This window comes from Sorangium sp. KYC3313, assembly GCF_052075895.1.
GTDB classification, from domain to species: Bacteria; Myxococcota_A; Polyangia; order Polyangiales; family Polyangiaceae; genus Sorangium; species Sorangium cellulosum_B.
In genome coordinates this window covers 2,307,684-2,324,130 of the sequence record NZ_CP197255.1, presented here as the reverse complement: position 1 = coordinate 2,324,130, position 16,447 = coordinate 2,307,684, and the positions used below count along the sequence as shown (strand labels likewise).

At 71.5% G+C, this 16,447-nt stretch carries 12 protein-coding genes; 7 read left to right on the top strand and 5 right to left on the bottom strand.

Going from position 1 to position 16,447, the window contains the following annotated elements; genetic code table 11:
- Positions 1-38: 38 nt before the first annotated feature.
- Positions 39-1,547: an FAD-dependent oxidoreductase gene (locus ACSRUE_RS09125; protein ID WP_441290651.1), complete on the bottom strand. Its 1,509-nt coding sequence runs from the start codon at positions 1,545-1,547 to the stop codon at positions 39-41.
- Between the two features lie 87 nt (positions 1,548-1,634).
- On the opposite strand from ACSRUE_RS09125, the gene ACSRUE_RS09120 reads away from it, so the two are divergent.
- On the top strand, positions 1,635-2,279 hold the full coding sequence (locus ACSRUE_RS09120; protein WP_441290650.1) for a TetR/AcrR family transcriptional regulator: 645 nt from the start codon (positions 1,635-1,637) through the stop codon (positions 2,277-2,279).
- Positions 2,280-2,405: 126 nt separating this feature from the next.
- Here the strand turns inward: ACSRUE_RS09120 and ACSRUE_RS09115 are convergent, their stop codons facing one another.
- Positions 2,406-4,022 carry a hypothetical protein gene (locus tag ACSRUE_RS09115; RefSeq protein ID WP_441290649.1) on the bottom strand — a complete coding sequence of 539 codons (1,617 nt, stop codon included), beginning with the start codon at positions 4,020-4,022 and terminating at the stop codon, positions 2,406-2,408.
- A 183-nt stretch (positions 4,023-4,205) separates the two neighbouring features.
- Positions 4,206-6,293 carry a methionine--tRNA ligase gene (metG, locus tag ACSRUE_RS09110; RefSeq protein WP_441290648.1) on the bottom strand — a complete coding sequence of 696 codons (2,088 nt, stop codon included), beginning with the start codon at positions 6,291-6,293 and terminating at the stop codon, positions 4,206-4,208.
- Positions 6,294-6,469: 176 nt separating this feature from the next.
- Here metG and ACSRUE_RS09105 point away from each other — a divergent pair, with 176 nt between their 5' ends.
- From ACSRUE_RS09105 to ACSRUE_RS09095, 3 genes are all read left to right on the top strand, one after another.
- On the top strand, positions 6,470-7,093 hold the full coding sequence (locus ACSRUE_RS09105) for a Dps family protein (protein WP_441290647.1): 624 nt from the start codon (positions 6,470-6,472) through the stop codon (positions 7,091-7,093).
- A gap of 121 nt (positions 7,094-7,214) precedes the next feature.
- Complete coding sequence (locus ACSRUE_RS09100) at positions 7,215-8,504, top strand: phytoene desaturase family protein (RefSeq protein WP_441290646.1); 1,290 nt, start codon at positions 7,215-7,217, stop codon at positions 8,502-8,504.
- A 19-nt stretch (positions 8,505-8,523) separates the two neighbouring features.
- Positions 8,524-9,504: a sigma-70 family RNA polymerase sigma factor gene (locus ACSRUE_RS09095; protein ID WP_441290645.1), complete on the top strand. Its 981-nt coding sequence runs from the start codon at positions 8,524-8,526 to the stop codon at positions 9,502-9,504.
- Between the two features lie 165 nt (positions 9,505-9,669).
- Here ACSRUE_RS09095 and ACSRUE_RS09090 read toward each other — a convergent pair whose 3' ends face one another.
- The gene (locus ACSRUE_RS09090; protein ID WP_441290644.1) at positions 9,670-10,002 is read right to left on the bottom strand and encodes a polyhydroxyalkanoic acid system family protein; all 333 of its coding nucleotides are present in this window, start codon (positions 10,000-10,002) and stop codon (positions 9,670-9,672) included.
- A gap of 399 nt (positions 10,003-10,401) precedes the next feature.
- Here ACSRUE_RS09090 and rseP point away from each other — a divergent pair, with 399 nt between their 5' ends.
- The 3 genes from rseP to ACSRUE_RS09075 all read left to right on the top strand — a co-directional run bounded on the left by rseP (position 10,402) and on the right by ACSRUE_RS09075 (position 15,375).
- A complete protein-coding gene (rseP, locus tag ACSRUE_RS09085; RefSeq protein WP_437763714.1) occupies positions 10,402-12,072 on the top strand; it encodes an RIP metalloprotease RseP in 1,671 nt (556 codons plus the stop codon).
- Entirely contained in the window at positions 12,065-13,552 is a 1,488-nt protein-coding gene (locus ACSRUE_RS09080) for an RsmB/NOP family class I SAM-dependent RNA methyltransferase (protein WP_441290643.1), read from the top strand. The genes rseP and ACSRUE_RS09080 overlap by 8 nt, the downstream gene beginning before the upstream one ends.
- Before the next feature lie 284 nt (positions 13,553-13,836).
- Complete coding sequence (locus ACSRUE_RS09075) at positions 13,837-15,375, top strand: serine/threonine-protein kinase (RefSeq protein WP_441290642.1); 1,539 nt, start codon at positions 13,837-13,839, stop codon at positions 15,373-15,375.
- A gap of 28 nt (positions 15,376-15,403) precedes the next feature.
- Here the strand turns inward: ACSRUE_RS09075 and ACSRUE_RS09070 are convergent, their stop codons facing one another.
- Positions 15,404-16,408, bottom strand: coding sequence for a PEGA domain-containing protein (locus ACSRUE_RS09070; protein WP_441290641.1), 1,005 nt, complete (start codon positions 16,406-16,408; stop codon positions 15,404-15,406).
- Positions 16,409-16,447: the final 39 nt, after the last annotated feature.

Here is a 16,447-nt window from a genome sequence, read left to right as displayed (position 1 = left end):
TTCTCTGTCGCGCCCGCCCAGACCCGCCGTCGCAACGCTCAGCTGAATGCGGCGAGATGGTCCGAGACGGCCGAGGCGTCGCCGGCGTCGGAGATCAGCGCGACGTAGCCGTCGGGGCGGATGAGCACGAGGGTGCGCTCCGTCGCGCCGTAGGCGTGGGCGAGGTGGCCAGCGGTGTCGGCGACGTCGTCGGGGCCCGCCGGCTGTCCGACGACATGGAGCGTCCTCAGGTCGGAGGCTGAGGCGCCGATCGCAGGCGCGGGCCCGAAGCTCAGCAACGTGAAGCGCCCGCCGCGCGTCAGCTCGAACAGCCGGCGTTCACCTGCCACCGTGGTCAGCTTCGTCGCGTCGGGGGCGCGGTCGCCGGCGCGGAGCAGGGCCGCCTCGTCGCGGTCGTCGCGCGCCAGGGAAGAGCCGCGGTAGTGGATGTCGAGCTGGGTGATGCTCGCATCGCGGCGGAGGGCGACGTCCTTCCGCTCGAGCACCTGCTGGAGGCGTGAGTTCGAGAGCGCAAGCACGCCGGCCGCGATCGGCCGCCGCTCGGCCTCGTAGCTGTCGAGCAATGCCGGCGAGGCGCCCTTCGCGACCGCCGAAAGCTTCCAGCCGAGGTTGTGCGCGTCCTGGATGCCCGTGTTCATCCCCTGGCCGCCGGCGGGCGAGTGGATGTGCGCCGCGTCGCCGGCGAGGAACACGCTACCCGCGCGATATCTGTCGACGAGGCGGACGTTCGCGCGCCACAGCGACGACCACGTCGGCTCGTGGAGCCGGAGGTCGGTGCGACCGCTCCGCCGCTCGAGGATCGCCCGCAGGTTCGCGAGGCTGAGCTCGGGGTCCTGTCGCGGCGCGACGACGGCGTGGTATTGAAAGACGTCGGTCGAGGGCAGCGGGCAGAGGCCGACGACGCCCTCCTCATGCCACCAGATGCGCCAGGTGTCGCGGTCGAGGCCGTCGACGCCGGCGTCGGCGACGATCATCCGCACGTCCTCGCGGGTCTCGCCCTCGAACGCGATGCCGGCCTGCTTGCGGACGATGCTGTGGCCGCCGTCGCAGCCGACCAGCCAGCGCGCGGCGACCGTCTCGGCCTCACCGCCCTTGACGACCACCGCCGACACGCCTTCGTCGGACTGCTCGAAGCTCGCGAGCGCAGCTCCGAACTCGACCGCGCCGCCTAGCTCCAGGAGCCGCAGCCGCAGCGCTTCCTCGGTGCGCCACTGGGGCGTGATCAGGCTCGCCGGATAGGGGATGTCGGAGCGACCCTTCAACGCCTCGGGGACGGCGCCGCCCAGCGTCTCCCGGCCGTCGGGAGCCGTGGAGAGGATCGGCATCGCCATCCGGCCGTGGGCGATCACGCGATCGACGATGCCGAGATCGTCGAAGACCTCGAGCGTGCGCGGCTGGATGCCCTTGCCGCGCGAGCCGGGCCGCGGGCCTGGGGCGGCCTCGAGCAGGCGGAAGGACACGCCGCAGCGGGCGAGCTCGCAGGCCAGCGTCAGCCCGGTCGGGCCGGCGCCGACGATCAGCACTGCGCACGCCTCGGGATCCGCCATCGTCCGCCTCCGGTTGAAGAGAGTGATCCATCTCTTATCATCCGCGGCGTTGATAAGAAATGAAAATCTCTCTAAACGATCGGGGCCATGACGACGGGAACAGGGACGCGGGTGCGCCAGAGGCGACGCGGCGCGGAGCTCGAGGCCGATCTGCTCGATGCGACCTGGGAGGAGCTGGTCGAGGTCGGCTTCGCGAACCTGACGATGGAATCGGTCGCCGCGCGCGCTCGCACGGGGATCGCGGTCCTGTACCGTCGCTGGGCGAACAAGGACGAGCTGGTGCTCGCCGCCCTCCAGCACCGCCGGGACGTGAGCCCGGTCGCGGTCCCCGACACCGGCGCGCTGCGCGGCGACCTGCTCGCCCATCTGACGGCCCTGAGCGACGCCCTCGCCGGCTTCTTCGCCATCGCCGCGGCCGCCGCCTTCTCGGGGTTGCTGGCCGGCACCGGCCTGACCCCCGCGCAGGTGCGCGACAAGGTCATGGACACCCGGAAGCCGCGTGTCCGCATCCCCTACCAGCGCGCCCACGACCGCGGTGAGATCGACCTCGAGCGCATTCCCTCGGCCGTGCTCGCCCTGCCGTACGACCTCGTGCGGCATGACCTGCTCATGGATCTCAGGCCGCTGAAGCCCGCACGCATCCAGTCCATCGTGGACGAGCTCTTCCTGCCCCTCGTACAGAGCTTTGGAGCGCGCGAAGGCGATGCAGCACGTCGCGTTCGGCGTCGATGACGTGCTGACGGGTCCACGAAAGCGCGGCGCGTGGAGCTCGTCGAGAACGCGGCTCTCGCTCGTACGGATCTCGATCAGCTCGCCGTCATCGACCGGTGTTTCTGGCGGGATTTGTGGCACACGGAGCTACGGGAGCCATCGGCCCACCTCGGCAATGGCACGGGCGACCCCCACGATCGCCGTCGTCCCGCCCAACCGCTGCAGGAGCGGAGAGAGCTCGGTGAGGCTGCCGAAGCCTACCAGCATCCCGGGGAGGTCGCCGGTCCAGTCGTTGCCTAGCTCGCTGCAGATGACCCTGGCTGCATCGGGGAGGGCCATCCAGGGCGCGCAAGCCGAAAGGACGCGCAAGGCCAGCCGGTCGCCGTGGGCCCAATAGGAGGACATGACCTCTCGAACGGCGCTCTCGCGCATCTCCTCGGAGAGATCGGGCAAGATGCCCGCGAAGGAGACCATCCGAGATTCCCCTTCTCGGCTCTCCGCAAGGCGCCAAGCTTCATCGGGCGAGAGGTCCGTGGGTCGAATCACCATGTCCCTCGACAGATACGCGTCGACCTCGTCGTACGTCGCGCCCGCGCGGATCCGGCGGGTGCGCTCGGGGTCGGCCGCGCTCCGGTCCGTCGTCACGTGAGGGATGGGCCGGGGAAGGATCTCATCGAGACCTGCGCACGCATCCGTTGCCCATCCCTGAACCAGCTGCTGCTCCGAGCCTGTCAACAGGGAGGCGAACGTCACCAGCGCCTCGGCGCGCTCACGCACGGCTCCAGTCGGCTTCGTCACATCCACCGTTGGCTCTACATAAGGCGCCGTGCGATAATCTACTTCTTCGACACTTCCCTCCTTCGCGAACAAGGACGCTTCGACCAGGGCGCACCGAACGATAACGCAGAGAAGCGTTGCCCTCTCTTGCTCGGCCGCTGCAGCGCGCTCCGGACGGCAGGCTTCGATGAGCGCGTCCTCGGCGGCGTAGCGCGCGCGACGAGCGTCAGTGGTGAACCCGACCAAGCCGCCGGGATGGCTCATCCAGATTCGGAGCCACTCGGGTGACACGAGCGTCAGCAACCCAACGCCGCGCGCCGAAGAACTCTCCGGGCTGGTCGAGACAAGGATATGTGCCCCGTCGTAGGCTTCACCCAGGAAGGGCATTCTCCTGTGCGGCCACCCATCTGCCGCCCGCTCGATCCCGTCCACGATCACGAGCAACTGAGGGCATTCCTCGTTGGGAACCGACGAGACTGAGTCGACGCCCCGAAGCGCCATTCGGATTGACAGCATCAGCTCCTCGGGGCTGCGCGGTCGACTGAAGACCGCCGTGGCTGAACTCCGAAATAGACCGAAGAACAGCTTCAGCATATCGCGTTCGACCGCGGTTCCGAAGCAGGGACTTACCGGCACGAAGATCACCTCGGCTGACTTGCGCTCCACGATCGATAGAGCCCATCGCGCCAGGAGGGCCGTACGTGTCCCGGGATCGGCGCTCACCACCAAGGCGCAGGCAGGCCCGCCGGCAAGCCAGTCGTCGAGCTGTGTGAGCAAGGGGAGGAACTCTGACGGAGTTGGCCGAACGAGAACCTCGTCCGCGATGGCTCGCCAGAACGAGGCAAGCCCGCGATGCGAACGCGTATAGCCGCCCTCCGGGCCGCGCAAGGAGTGGAGTGCATCTCGCCTGGCGGCGAGATCTTGACCACGACCGCCGGAGCCACCACCGCCGCCGCCGCCCCCCATCACGAAGACGCCGGGGTTCATGCCAGGGATGGCAGGGATGTTCGGGACCGGGGCGGTACGGGCCACGCGCCGAGGAGAGGATACGTTGGCGAGCCGATATCCGGGCGACGATCGGCACCCGCTCGTTATCCGGCAGCTCTCACATCGGCGGGGCCGTCCTCGCGGGCGGCACGCGACCGCCGGCGAGGACCTCCGTGAGCTCCCTCAGTGCACCCGCATCCCCGGCTTCGCCCCCGAGTCCGGCGACAGGAGATGCACCGTCTCGTCCCCCGCCGCGAGCACCATCCCTTCGCTGAGACCAAACTTCATCTTCCGCGGCGCCAGGTTGGCGCACACGATGACGAGCCGCCCGACGAGATCTTCCGGCTTGTAATACGCCTTGATCCCGGCGAACACCGTCCTCCGCGCCTCCCCGCCGAGCGAGACGGTCAGCTTGAGCAGCTTCTTCGCCTCGGGCACGTGCTCCGCCGCGACGATGCGCGCGACGCGCAGGTCGACCTTGCTGAAATCGTCGATCGTGCACTCCGGCGCGAGCGGCTCCTTGGCGAGCGCCGCGCCGTCGTCCTCCGCGGCCGCCCCCGCCGCGTGGTCCGCGACCGCTGGCGCGCCCGCCGCAGCAGCCGGCGCCCCCGCCGCGCCGCCCCGCGCCGCCGCCTCCTCGGCAGGGCGGCCCTCCGCGATCATCTTCTCCACTGCACCCGGCTCGACCCGCTTCATGAGGTGCTCATACGCGGCCACAGGCGTGCCCACAAGCGGCGTCTTCGCGAGCGCCCACCGGTCCATGGGGCACCCGAGCAGCCGCACGACGTCGTCGGCCAGCTTCGGGAGCACCGGCGCCAGGTAGAGCACGATCTGCCGGAACAGGTTGAGCGCCACGGTGCAGACGGCCTGCAGCTCCGCCTTCTTCTCCGGCTGCTTCGCCAGCGCCCACGGCTGCATCCGGTCGACATACTCGTTCGCCCGGTCCGCCAGCGCCACGATGCTCCTCGTCGCCCGCGCATAGTCGAACGCCGCGTACGCCGCCCCGATCGCGTCGCCCTCCGCGGCCGCCGCCGCGAACAGCCCCCCGTCCTCGGGGTAAACCGCCGACAGCCCCGTCTGCGCCACGAAGCGCGACGACCGGCTCGCCAGGTTCACGACCTTGTTCACGAGCTCGGCGTTCACCTTGTTCACGAGCTCTTCCAGGTTCAGATCGATGTCGTCGACCTTCGAGCTCAGCTTGCTCGCGTAATAATAACGGAGGTACGCCGGGTCGAGGTGCTTCAGGTACGTCGAGGCCAGCACGAACGTGCCCTTGCTCTTCGACATCTTCTCTCCGTTCACGGTGAGGAACCCGTGCACCTGCACGCGCGACGGCAGCGAGAACCTCGCGCTCTTCAGCATCGCCGGCCAGAAGAGCGTGTGGAAATACACGATGTCCTTCCCGATGACGTGGACGATCTCCGTCTCCTCGGATCGCCACCAGTCGTCGAACGCCTCGCCTTCCCGGTCGCACCACTCCTTGCTCGCGGCCATGTACCCGATCGGCGCGTCGAACCAGACATACCAGTAGTTCCCCGGCGCGTCGGGGATCTCGAACCCGAAGTACGGCGCGGGGCGCGACACGTCCCAGTCGCGGAGCGGCTCCGACAGGAAGTGCCCCGCGAGGTAGTTCGCGATCTCCTTCGGCATCCGCCCCTCGCCCTGCGTCCAGGTCGACAGGAACGGCCGCTCCGGCTCGATGGCCACCATGAGGTGCTGCGCGCTCCGCACCTCGGGCCGCGCGCCCGTGAGCGCGCTCCTCGGCTCGACCAGATCGGTCGCGGCGTAGGTCGAGCCGCACCGGTCGCAGCTATCGCCGTACTGGTCCGGCGCCGCGCACTTCGGGCAGGTGCCCTTGACGAAGCGATCCGCCAGGAACATGCCCTCCTGCGGATCGAAGAGCTGCGTGACCTCCTTCGTGGTCACCCTGCCGCGCTCGCGCAGCGACGCCCAGATCTCCTCGCACAGCGCGCGGTTCGCGGGGGAGTTCGTGCTGCCGTAGTGGTCGAACCGGATCTGGAACGCCGCGAAATCGCGCTGGTGCGCCGCGCTCATGTCCGCGATGACGTCGGTTTCGCTCCGCCCCTCTTGCCGAGCGCGGATCATGATGGCCGTGCCGTGGGTGTCGTCGGCGCACAGGGAAATGCACCTCCGCCCGGTCATCCGCCAATAACGGGCAAAGATGTCGGTCTGGGTGTACTCGACGAGGTGGCCGATGTGGATGTGCCCGTTGGCGTAGGGCAGCGCGCTGGTGAGCAGGAGCCGTTTCATGCTGCGCTGGACTTTGCCCGAAATCCCGGCCGGATGCGAGCCGCCGATGGCGCGCGGGCGCGCCTTCCAGCGGAGCGCCGCGCGGGCCCGCGTGGACACGACAGCGGACGTGCAGCCATGGACGGAGCGGGCTCGGGCTCTAGATACGTAGTGAACCGATCGACGGGGAGGGGAGCATGGCAGTCCAGAGGAAGCAACAGAGGAAAGAGAGGCGTGGCGGCAAGGAAGGCGGAGCGCGGGCGCTGGAGGCCCAGCCCCTCCTCCGCCAGCGAGGCAAGGAGATCCAGCCTTTCGGGACGGTCGTGGACTATCCGCTGGCGCTCGCCGCGAAGTCGCGCGCGGAGAGCATCCGGGCGCTGAATCAGATCCTGTCGGACACGCTCGTCCTGCGCGACATGTACAAGAAGCACCACTGGCAGGTGTCCGGGGCGACCTTCTTCCAGCTCCACCTGCTCTTCGACAAGCACTTCAAGGAGCAAACCGCGCTGATCGACATGCTCGGCGAGCGCGTCCAGATGCTGGGAGGCGTCGCGATCGCCATGGCGCACGACGTCGCGGAGACGACGAGGATCGAGCGGGCGCCCCGCGGCCGCGAGCAGGTGCCCGCCCAGCTCTCGCGCCTGCTCGACGCGCACGAGGTCATCCTCGCGGAGACGCGCGAGGCGGTGAAGCTCGCCACCGAGAACCGCGACGACGGCACCGCCGACCTGCTCATGAGCGACGTCCTCCGCACGAACGAGATGCATGTGTGGTTCCTGTCCGAGCACCTCGTCGACACGCCGCTCGTCCGCGCCACCTGAGCGCCGGCGCGCCGCTTCCCCCTCGCCGTCCAGCCCTCCGGGCGCGCTCCGAAAATTCGACGGGGCGCGGGTAACCTTTCCGGCCCGCCGATCGTGGTACCGCCAGGAAAGGGATCATGGGATGCGCACTACAAAAGACGTGGTGGTGATCGGCGGCGGGCTCGCGGGCCTGGCCGCGGCGGCGTACCTGGGCCGGGCGGGCCGGTCGGTCGCCCTCGTCGAGAAGGCGCACGCGCCGGGCGGCCGCGCCTCCACGCAGGAGAGCCACGGCTTCTCGCTGAACCTCGGCGCCCACGCGCTCTACCGCGGGGGCGCGGCGCACGAGGTGCTCCGCGAGCTCGGCGTCCGGTTCACCGGCGCGGCGCCGTCCCAGTCGGGCGCGCTCGCGCTCGACCGCGGCGCCCTCCACACCTTGCCGTCCGGCGCCCTGTCGCTCCTCACGACAGGCCTCTTCCCCCTCGCCGCGAAGATCGAGATGGGGCGCGTCCTTGGCAGCCTCGCCGCGGCGAACCCCGCGCCGCTCGCGGCGGTCCCTGTCTCGGCCTGGCTCCGCGACGCCTTCCGGACGCCCGAGGCGCGCCGCTTCGTCGGCGCGCTCGTCCGGCTGTCGACCTACTGCGCCGACGACGATCGCCAGAGCGCCGGCGCGGCGCTCGCGCAGGTGCAGCTCGCCCTGAGCCACGGCGTGCTCTACCTCGACGGCGGCTGGAGGACCCTCGTCGCCGGCCTGCGCGACGCCGCCGTCGCGGCCGGCGTGGAGATCCTCACCGGCGCGCGCGCGGCGCAGATCGCGGCCGAGGGCGGCGCCGCCTCGGGCGTGGAGCTCGCGAACGGCGACCGCCTCGGCGCCGGCGCCGTGCTCGTCGCCGCGAGCCCGCGCGCCGCGGCCGCGCTCGTGCCCGCGAGCGCGGCGCTCGCCGCGCACGCCGAGCGCGCCGTCCCGGTCCGCGCCGCGTGCCTCGACGTCGCCCTGTCGAGGCTCCCTCGCCAGCGCCCGGGCTTCGTGCTCGGCATCGACCGCCCGCTCTACCTGTCGGTCCACACCGACGCCGCGCGCCTCGCCCCCGCGGGCGGCGCCGTGATCCACACCGCCCAGTACAGCCCCGAGCTCGCCGGCGGCGACCCCGAGCGCGAGCTCGAGGATCTGCTCGAGCGCGCGCAGCCCGGCTACCGCGGCGCGATCGTCGAGCGCCGCTTCCTGCCGTCGCTCATCGTCTCCAACGCCGTGGTCACGGCGGAGGGCGGCGGCCCCGCGGGGCGCCCCGGCGCCCGCGTCCCGGATCTCGACGGGCTCTTCCTCGCGGGCGACTGGGTCGGGCCGACGGGCATGCTCGCCGACGCGAGCCTCGCCAGCGCGCGGGACGCCGCGCGGGCCATCCTCTCGCGCCGCGCGCTCGACCGCGCGGCGTGACGGGGTTACCCGACGCTCCATGAGCAGCTCCACGGCCTCTCCTGCCCCGAGCGCCGGGCTCGCCGCCCCCGGCTTCGTCGCCGCGAGCTACCGCGAGCACGAGCGCTTCCTCTGGGCCCTCTCCTACCGGCTCACCGGCAGCGCCGCGGACGCGGACGACATCGTGCAGGAGACGTTCGTCCGCGCGCTGGAGCGCCCGCCCGCGCGCACCGGAGAGCCCGTCCGCCCCTGGCTCGCGCGCGTCGCGCTGAACCTCGGCCGCGACGCCCTCCGGCGCCGCAAGCGCCTCGCCTACGACGGACCGTGGCTCCCCTCCCCGATCGAGGCGGAGCCCGAGCCCCCGTCGTTCGAGATCCCGGGCAAGGACGGCACCGAGGGCCGTTACGACCTCCTCGAGAGCGCTTCCTTCGCCTTCCTCATCGCGCTCGAGGCGCTGACCCCGCAGCAGCGCGCGGTGCTCCTGCTCCGCGACGTCTTCGACTACTCGGTGCAGGAGACCGCCGCCGCGCTCGACCTGTCGGAGGCCAGCGTGAAGACGACCCACCACCGCGCCCGCCGCGCCCTCGAGCCGTACGAGCGCGACCGCTGCCGCCCCTCACCCGAGCTCGTCGAGCGCTCGGGCGCGGCGCTCGTGCGCTTCCTGCAGACGCTGGCGACGCAGGACGTCGCCGCCATCGAGGCGCTCCTGAGCGAGGGCGTCCGGGTCGTCAACGACGCGAACGGCGAGTTCAAGGCGGCGCGCCGGATCGTCGTCGGCCCGAACCGCGTCGCGCGGTTCTACGTCGGCCTGCTGAGGCTCGACGACCCCGGAGCGCTCCGCCACGAGGTGCGCCTCATCAACGGCCTCCCGGCGGTCGTCATCGAGCGCACGACCCCCGTGGAGAAGCTGGCGCCGCGGTTCGTCATGCGCTGCGAGATCGACGCGAGCGGCCTCATCACGGCGATCCACTCCGTGCTGGCCTCGCACAAGCTGACAGCCGTGAAGGCGCTCGCTCCGTGAGCGCGACGACGAGACCGGCAGGTGAGCAGCGAGGAGACAGCCCCCTGCCGGCCGAGCACTGGAGTGAGTCGTGTCGCGGGGCGTACTTCGGCCGGCGAAGTAGATACTGTTGGAGCAACATAGCGCCGGCCGGCGCTCATGTCCATAGTGGAACAGCCCGCTCGCTCAGGTGGCTTTGCCGCCTCCCTGGGCCCGTTCGCGGTGCGCCTCTGCGATGAAGTGACGAACCTCCTTGTCGATGGCGGCGATCGCTACCCCCTTGAAGGGGCGCATCAGGAGAGGCACGTCGAGATCCACGTCCACGGCGCCGGGGCGGAGCTCCATGCTGCCTTTCAGCTTGACGCCCTTCACCGAGAAGCCGAGCTCGGCGCGCCGCGCGTCGCGCCACACGAGGAAAGGCTCGTACTCGGCGTACCGCTCTCGGTACTGCGCGATAGCTCGTTCGGTGGCCAGCTTTGCCTCGCTGTCGCTCAGGTCGTGCTCAATCGTGTGCTTCATGATGGGACCTCGCAGTTCGTATCAGGGCACATCGCGAGAACCGGCCAGGGGATCGCGCGCCGCGAGGCGTCGCTCGCGGGCGCGGCGCCCGGCCGAGTTCCATCGGTGAGATAACACGGATGGGCGGCGCCTGCGGCCCTCTGGCGCTCGTCCGCATCGCGCATCGCGCATGGCGCGCCCGCTCTGTGACATTTCGCCACGCGGCGGCGCTGCGGGTGATTGTGGGCGGCCGGCCGGGGCCATCGCCGTGAAGGCATCGTCACGCCGGAGGGCGCCTCTCCACGGACCGGACGCCGGCCCTGCGCCGGAGGCCGCCCTTCGCGCGGGGGCGCCGCGGCCCTGCGCCCCTCAGTGGCCAGTGGTCACCGAGCCCGGCCTCGCGTAAAGAGAGCCGCCGCCGTGGACCTCCTGTATTTCGCGCTGCTCTGCTCCGTGCTCATCTTCGTGCACGAGCTCGGCCACTTCGTGTGCGCGAAGATCTTCGGCGTGAAGGTCCTCACCTTCTCGATCGGCTTCGGCCCCCGGGTGCTGCGCCTGCGGGGCCGGGAGACGGAGTACTGCGTCGCGCTCCTGCCCCTCGGCGGCTTCGTGAAGATGCTCGAGGAGAACCGGCAGGAGGCCGTGCTCCCCGAGGATCGCAAGCGCACCTTCGAGTCCCAGGCGCTCTGGAAGCGCGTGATCATCGTCATGGCCGGCCCGGCGATGAACGTGCTCTTCCCGGTGCTGCTCTACTTCGCCGTCTTCATCGGGGAGACCCGCTTCGTCCCGCCGACGGTCGGCGTGGTCCTGCCGGGGCACCCGGCCGAGGGCCGGCTGGTCCCGGGCGATCGCATCCTCGAGGTCGACGGCGAGCGCGTCAGCACCTTCGCCGAGCTGCACCGGATCGTGACGAAGAGCCCCAACCAGGAGCTCCGGCTCAAGGTGTTCCGCAACAAGACGCACGTCGAGGTCACGGTCGTCCCGGAGGAGAAGGTCGTCCAGAAGCCGCTCGAGATCGTGGACCGGGTGGGCGAGATCGGCATCCGGCCGAGCCGCCCCGCCGCCGTGGTGGGCGTCTCGCGGCCCGACTCGCCCGCGTTCCGGGCGGGGCTGCGCACGTTCGACGTCGTGACCGAGGTGCGCGGCACGCCCGTGAAGACGTTCGCCGACCTGGAGCTCGCGCTCGAGGAGAGCCGCGGCGCCACGGTGCCGGTCACGTACCTGCGGCCGATCACGGTGCCGCGCGCGCTCGGCGGCCTGGCCGAGCTCGCCGTCTACGAGTCGGGCGTCGCCGCGCTGACGCCGGAGAGCGGCCACGGCGACCTGCTCGCGCGGACCGGCATCGAGCCGGCCGACCTCTACGTCGCCGAGGTCCCCCAGGGCTCGGCCGAGTGGGACGCCGAGCTCCGGCCGGGCGATCGCATCACGGAGGTCGACGGGGTCGAGGTCACCGCCTGGTCGACCTTCGTCGAGCGGCTCTTCGCGGCCCCGGACAGGCCGCACGTCATCACGTGGCAGCGCTCGGGCCAGCGCAAGAGCGGCACCATCGAGCTCCGCCGCGAGGACTGGATCGACGAGTACGGCCAGCACCGCCCGCGCTTCTACCTGCGCGCATCGAACTGGTCGCCGATGGTGGCCGAGCCGTTCGTCGACAGCCCGTCGGCCTTCCAGTTCGCCCTGGAGAGCGCGGTCGACGAGACGTACGACGTCATCCGGTTCATCGTGGTCGGGATCGTCCGCATCATGGAGGGCAAGGTCAGCATCTCCACGCTGGGCGGCCCCATCACGGTGTACGACGTGATCGGCGAGGAGGGCGCGAAGGGGGTCAGCTACTTCGTCTGGGCGATGGCGGTCATCTCGATCAACCTCGGGCTCATCAACCTGCTGCCCATCCCGGTGCTCGACGGCGGCCACCTCCTGTTCTTCACGTTCGAGGCCGTGCTGCGGCGCCCGCTGCCGCTGCGCGTCCGCGAGATCGCGAGCCTTGTCGGGCTCGTGGTGCTCATCGGCCTGATGGGCATCGCCTTCAAGAACGACGTCGAGCGCCGCTGGGACGTGATCCAGGGGCAATTCAAGGAGCTCGTTGGCTGACCGGGGTCAAGGTGACGGGCGCGACGGGGGCCGCGGCGCGGCGCGCCCGCCGCATCCGGCCGAGAGCGCGCCGCGCGCGGTCGCGGCGCGCGTGCTCGCGCGGGTGTGGGGCTCGGAGGCCTTCGCCTCGGCGGCCCTCGACGCCGAGCTGCGCCGGGCGCCGGCGCTGGACCCGCGGGACATAGGCCTCGCGACGGAGCTCGTCTACGGCGTCCTGCGCGCGCAGGCGGCGCTCGAGGCGCGCATCGCCGAGTTCGCCGCGAAGAGCCGCTGGACGGCCGACCCGCTGGTGCGCGCCCACGTGCTGATGGGGGCGTACTCGCTCTGCTTCCTCGATCGCGTCCCCGCGTTCGCCGCGGTCTCGGAGGCGGTGGACGGCGCCCAGGCGGCCGGCGGGCCGCGGGTCGGCGCGTTCGCGAACGCCGTGCTGCGCCGGCTCGCGGCGGCCGTGGAGTCCGGCGGTCGCCCGCCGCTCGCGAGCGCGGTGGTCGCCTCCGCGCCGGGGTGGCTGCGGGGCGCCCTGCGCCGCTCGCTCGGCCGGGCCGCGGCCGAGGCGTTCCTGTCGGCCGGCCCGGTGCCGCCGCCGACCGGCCTCTGCCTCGCCCCTGGCGAGGACCGCGGCGCGTGGCTCGAGGCGCTGCGGGCCGCCGCGCCCACCGCGACCTTCGAGGCGGGGCGCGTCTCGCCGGCCGCGATCGTCGCGCGGGGGGCGGGCGATCTCCGGCGGCTCCCGGGCTTCGGCGCCGCGTGGATCGGCCAGGAAGAGGGGGCGCAGGCGCTCGCGTTCGCGCTCGGCGCGCGGCCCGGCGAGGCGGTGCTCGACGCCTGCTCCGGCCGGGGCAACAAGTCGTGGCTCCTGTCGCGCGCGGTGCTGCCTTCCGGCGCGGTGGACGCGGCGGATCTGTACCCTGCGAAGCTCTCGCAGCTCCGCGCGGCGCTGGGCGCGCCTCCCGCGAGCGCGGAGGGCGAGGGCGAGGGCGCGGAGGCCGGCGATGCGCAGGCCGGCGCGCGCGGCGGGCTCGGACGGGCTGCGGCCTCCGTGCGCGAGACCTACGCCGTCGACTGGACGGTGGGCGCGGGCGACGTCCCCGAGGGCTACGACCGGGTGCTCGTCGACGCCCCTTGCTCCGGGGTGGGTACGCTGCGGCGGCGCCCGGAGATCGCGCTCCGGCGCGAGGCGGACGATCTCCCGCGCCTGGCCGACCTCCAGGTCGCGATCGCGCGCCGCGCCGCGACCCGCGCCCGGGACGGCGGCCGGCTCGTGTTCGCCGTGTGCAGCGTGCTGCGCGAGGAGTGCGAGGCCGTGGCGGCGCGGCTCGCGGCCCCGGCGGACGACGACCTCGGCGTCCGGCTGGAGCCGGCGCCGTTCGACGCGGAGCTCGCGCGCGAGCTCGCGGGCGGCGGCGACGCGTTCCGGCTGCTGCCGCACGTGCACGGCACGGACGGGTATTTCGCCGCGATGTTCGTCGTGCGGCGATGACGACGTGCGACGGCGCGTGACGGCGCGCCCGTCCGCCGTCCTTGTACGATGGTAGGCGGATAAGAGCAGCTTGACTTCCGGACGGCGTTTGGACTTCCTAACGACGCTTTGGCGGCAGCTGCCCATCCACGAAGCGCCGCCGCAGCTGTCGGCAGATGTAAGGAGGTGGGGTCATTGGTGCGACAGCCGCAATTCGTCTCCGCGGTGTTTCTTATCGCTAGTCACTCGCTCCGTGACGCCGCACACTCGTACGGTCAGGGCACTTAACAAACCTTCTGAGTAGCGTGAATCCTGCGCCGAACCTCCTGCCCAACACCCCGGCCGAGCTCGGGCCCGGGTCCGTGTTGGGTCGTTACGAGCTGCTGCTGCCGATCGCGGCAGGCGGCATGGCCATGGTGTGGGCGGCGCGGCTGAAGGGAACGCGCGGCTTCCAGAAGATCGTCGCAGTAAAGACGATGCTGCCGACGCTGTCCGAGGACGACCAGTTCGAGCGCATGTTCCTCTCGGAGGCGTCGCTCGCGTCCCAGATCCGCCACCCGAACGCCGTCGAGATCCTCGACCTCGGCGAGCAGGACGGCGTGCTGTTCCTGGCGATGGAGTGGATCGACGGCATTCCGCTCAACCAGGTGATGAAGGTCGCGAAGCGGCAGAGCGGCATGCCGATCCCGATCGCGGTGCGCATCGTGGCGCAGGCCTGCGCCGGCCTGCACGCCGCGCACGAGCTCAAGGACAAGAGCGGCAAGCTCGTCGGCCTGGTGCACCGCGACATCTCCCCGCAGAACATCCTGGTCACGTACAACGGCCTGGCCAAGGTGGTGGACTTCGGCGTGGCCAAGGCCACCGCGCTCAACGACAGCACGACGCAGGCCGGGCAGCTCAAGGGCAAGGTGAGCTACATGGCGCCGGAGCAGGTGCGCGGCGACGCGATCGACCGGCGCGTCGACGTGTTCGCGATGGGCATCGTGCTCTATACGCTCACCACCGGCAAACACCCGTTCCGCAGGGAATCCGAGGGCGCGACGCTGTTCGCCATCTCGTCCACGGACCCGGTGGAGGCGCCGCACGAGTTCCAGGCCGACTACCCGGCGTCGCTCGAGGCCGTGCTGATGCGCGCGCTCGAAAAGGAGCGCGACGAGCGCTACGCCACGGCCAACGAGCTGATGCGAGCGCTCGACAAGGCGCTTCCGCCGAACCAGCGAGCCACCGACGAGGACGTCGCCAATTTCGTCCGCGAGCTGTTCGAGGATCAGCAGGAGCAAACGCGCGCGGCCCTCACCGAGGCGCTGGAGCGCGCCGACCGCAATCAGCTGAGCAACAACCGGGGCAGCTCCGACGTGACCGGCGCGGGCCCCTCGTCGGTGAGCGCCTTCAGGACCGTCGTCTTCCGCGGCGCGGCCCGAGACGTGGCCGGAATGAGCGCGCTCGACGACGAGATCCCGCCGTTCGCGCGCTCCAGGAGCCGCGCGCTGCCCGTCGTCGTGATCCTCGGTCTCCTCGTCGCCGGCGTGCTCGCCGTGCTGCTCCGGAGCGGCGACGCGCCCGCCCCTCTTCCTTCCGTCGCCGCGCCCGCCGCCCCGGCGTCCGCCGCCCCGGCGCCCGCGCCCTCCAAGGCGGAGGCGCCCCCTGCGACCGAGCCCGGCGAGCCCTCTGCCTCCGTCTCGGCCAGCGCTGCGCCGGCCCCGACGACGCCGGCTCCGCTCCCGGCGTCACCCGCGCGCCCGGCGCCCCGCCGTCCGACCAAGCCCGCCGAGCAGACCAGCTCGCCGAGCCCGACGCCAGCCCCCACGACGCCCAAGTCGTGGAAGCACGATCCGGGGTTCTAGCACCCCGCTCTGGACGAACTCGGCTCCCTCAGAATGTCCCTGAGAGACTCGCGCCGATCTCGGATCCGCTCGTGATGGGCACGAGCTGGAGCGAGGTCTTCTCGGGCTGCTTTGGCTTCCTGTTCTGAAGAAGCAAGATCGCGGTCGCCGTGCCGAGCGCGGCGACGCCGACGCCGAGCGCGACCTGCGCGCCGTAGTGATAGAATTTGAGGTCGTCGTAGCGCGACTGCAGGGAGGGCGGGCACGACTTGCCGTCCGGGCCGCAGGCGTCTTCCAGGTCCTGGAGCGCTCCCTGGCGGAGCCCGAACAGCACCCCGGCGCCGATCAGGCTCGCGGCGCCGACGCCCCCGATCACGTACGGCACCACCTTGGACGGCGGCCTCTCCCGCAAGGCGCCCGCCTGGATCAGCAGCTCTTGCGGCAATGCTTCGAGCGACACCTCGACGCGCGTCACCCCCTCCTCCTTCAGCTCCACCGTTTGTTGAAACGGCCTGTAATTCGGGGCCTTGGCGGTGAGCGCGTGAGGCCCGGGATCGAGCGGCACCTCGACGCCGATGGACGTACCGCCGAGGGCGATGCCGTCGAGCGCAATGGCCGCGGAAGCCGCCCCTTTGCCGCGCACGATGACGAGCTTCGGGATCCGGGCGCGCAGCCGGCCGATCGACTGATCGACCTCGGCCCGAAAATCGGGCCCGACGGCGTCGGCCTCCGCGAGCGCCAGCTCGTAACCGCCGAGCGCGGCCACGAGCCGCCCCAGGTTCTCCTCGCACACGGCGATGTGGAAGCGCACCTGCGGGGTCATCCGCACCTGGCCGACCTCGCGGAACCGCTGCAGGGCTGCGGCCCAGTTGCCCGCTTGCTCGAGCTCGGTCGCCTGCTGGAACTGCGCGCGGGCTTGCTTGAGCGCGTCGGAGTCCTGGGCGAGCGCGGGCGCCTCGAGCAGCAGCAGCAGCACCGCTGCGACGCGGAAAATTCGCGGGGAATTCCTCATGCGGCGCTCGCCATGGTGACTTGACGCCTCCTCTCCTGTCAACGTGGCGGCGCGCCTTCGCCGCGCGCGTCAACGCGGCGC

Excerpts from the sequence above, each read along its gene's own strand:
- ACSRUE_RS09125 (WP_441290651.1), bottom strand. The coding sequence starts at position 1,547 with ATGGCGGATCCCGAGGCGTGCGCAGTGCTGATCGTCGGCGCCGGCCCG.
- ACSRUE_RS09105 (WP_441290647.1), top strand. The coding sequence starts at position 6,470 with ATGGCAGTCCAGAGGAAGCAACAGAGGAAAGAGAGGCGTGGCGGCAAG.
- ACSRUE_RS09100 (WP_441290646.1), top strand. The coding sequence starts at position 7,215 with ATGCGCACTACAAAAGACGTGGTGGTGATCGGCGGCGGGCTCGCGGGC.
- ACSRUE_RS09115 (WP_441290649.1), bottom strand. The coding sequence starts at position 4,022 with ATGAACCCCGGCGTCTTCGTGATGGGGGGCGGCGGCGGCGGTGGTGGC.
- ACSRUE_RS09095 (WP_441290645.1), top strand. The coding sequence starts at position 8,524 with ATGAGCAGCTCCACGGCCTCTCCTGCCCCGAGCGCCGGGCTCGCCGCC.
- metG (WP_441290648.1), bottom strand. The coding sequence starts at position 6,293 with ATGAAACGGCTCCTGCTCACCAGCGCGCTGCCCTACGCCAACGGGCAC.
- ACSRUE_RS09120 (WP_441290650.1), top strand. The coding sequence starts at position 1,635 with ATGACGACGGGAACAGGGACGCGGGTGCGCCAGAGGCGACGCGGCGCG.
- ACSRUE_RS09090 (WP_441290644.1), bottom strand. The coding sequence starts at position 10,002 with ATGAAGCACACGATTGAGCACGACCTGAGCGACAGCGAGGCAAAGCTG.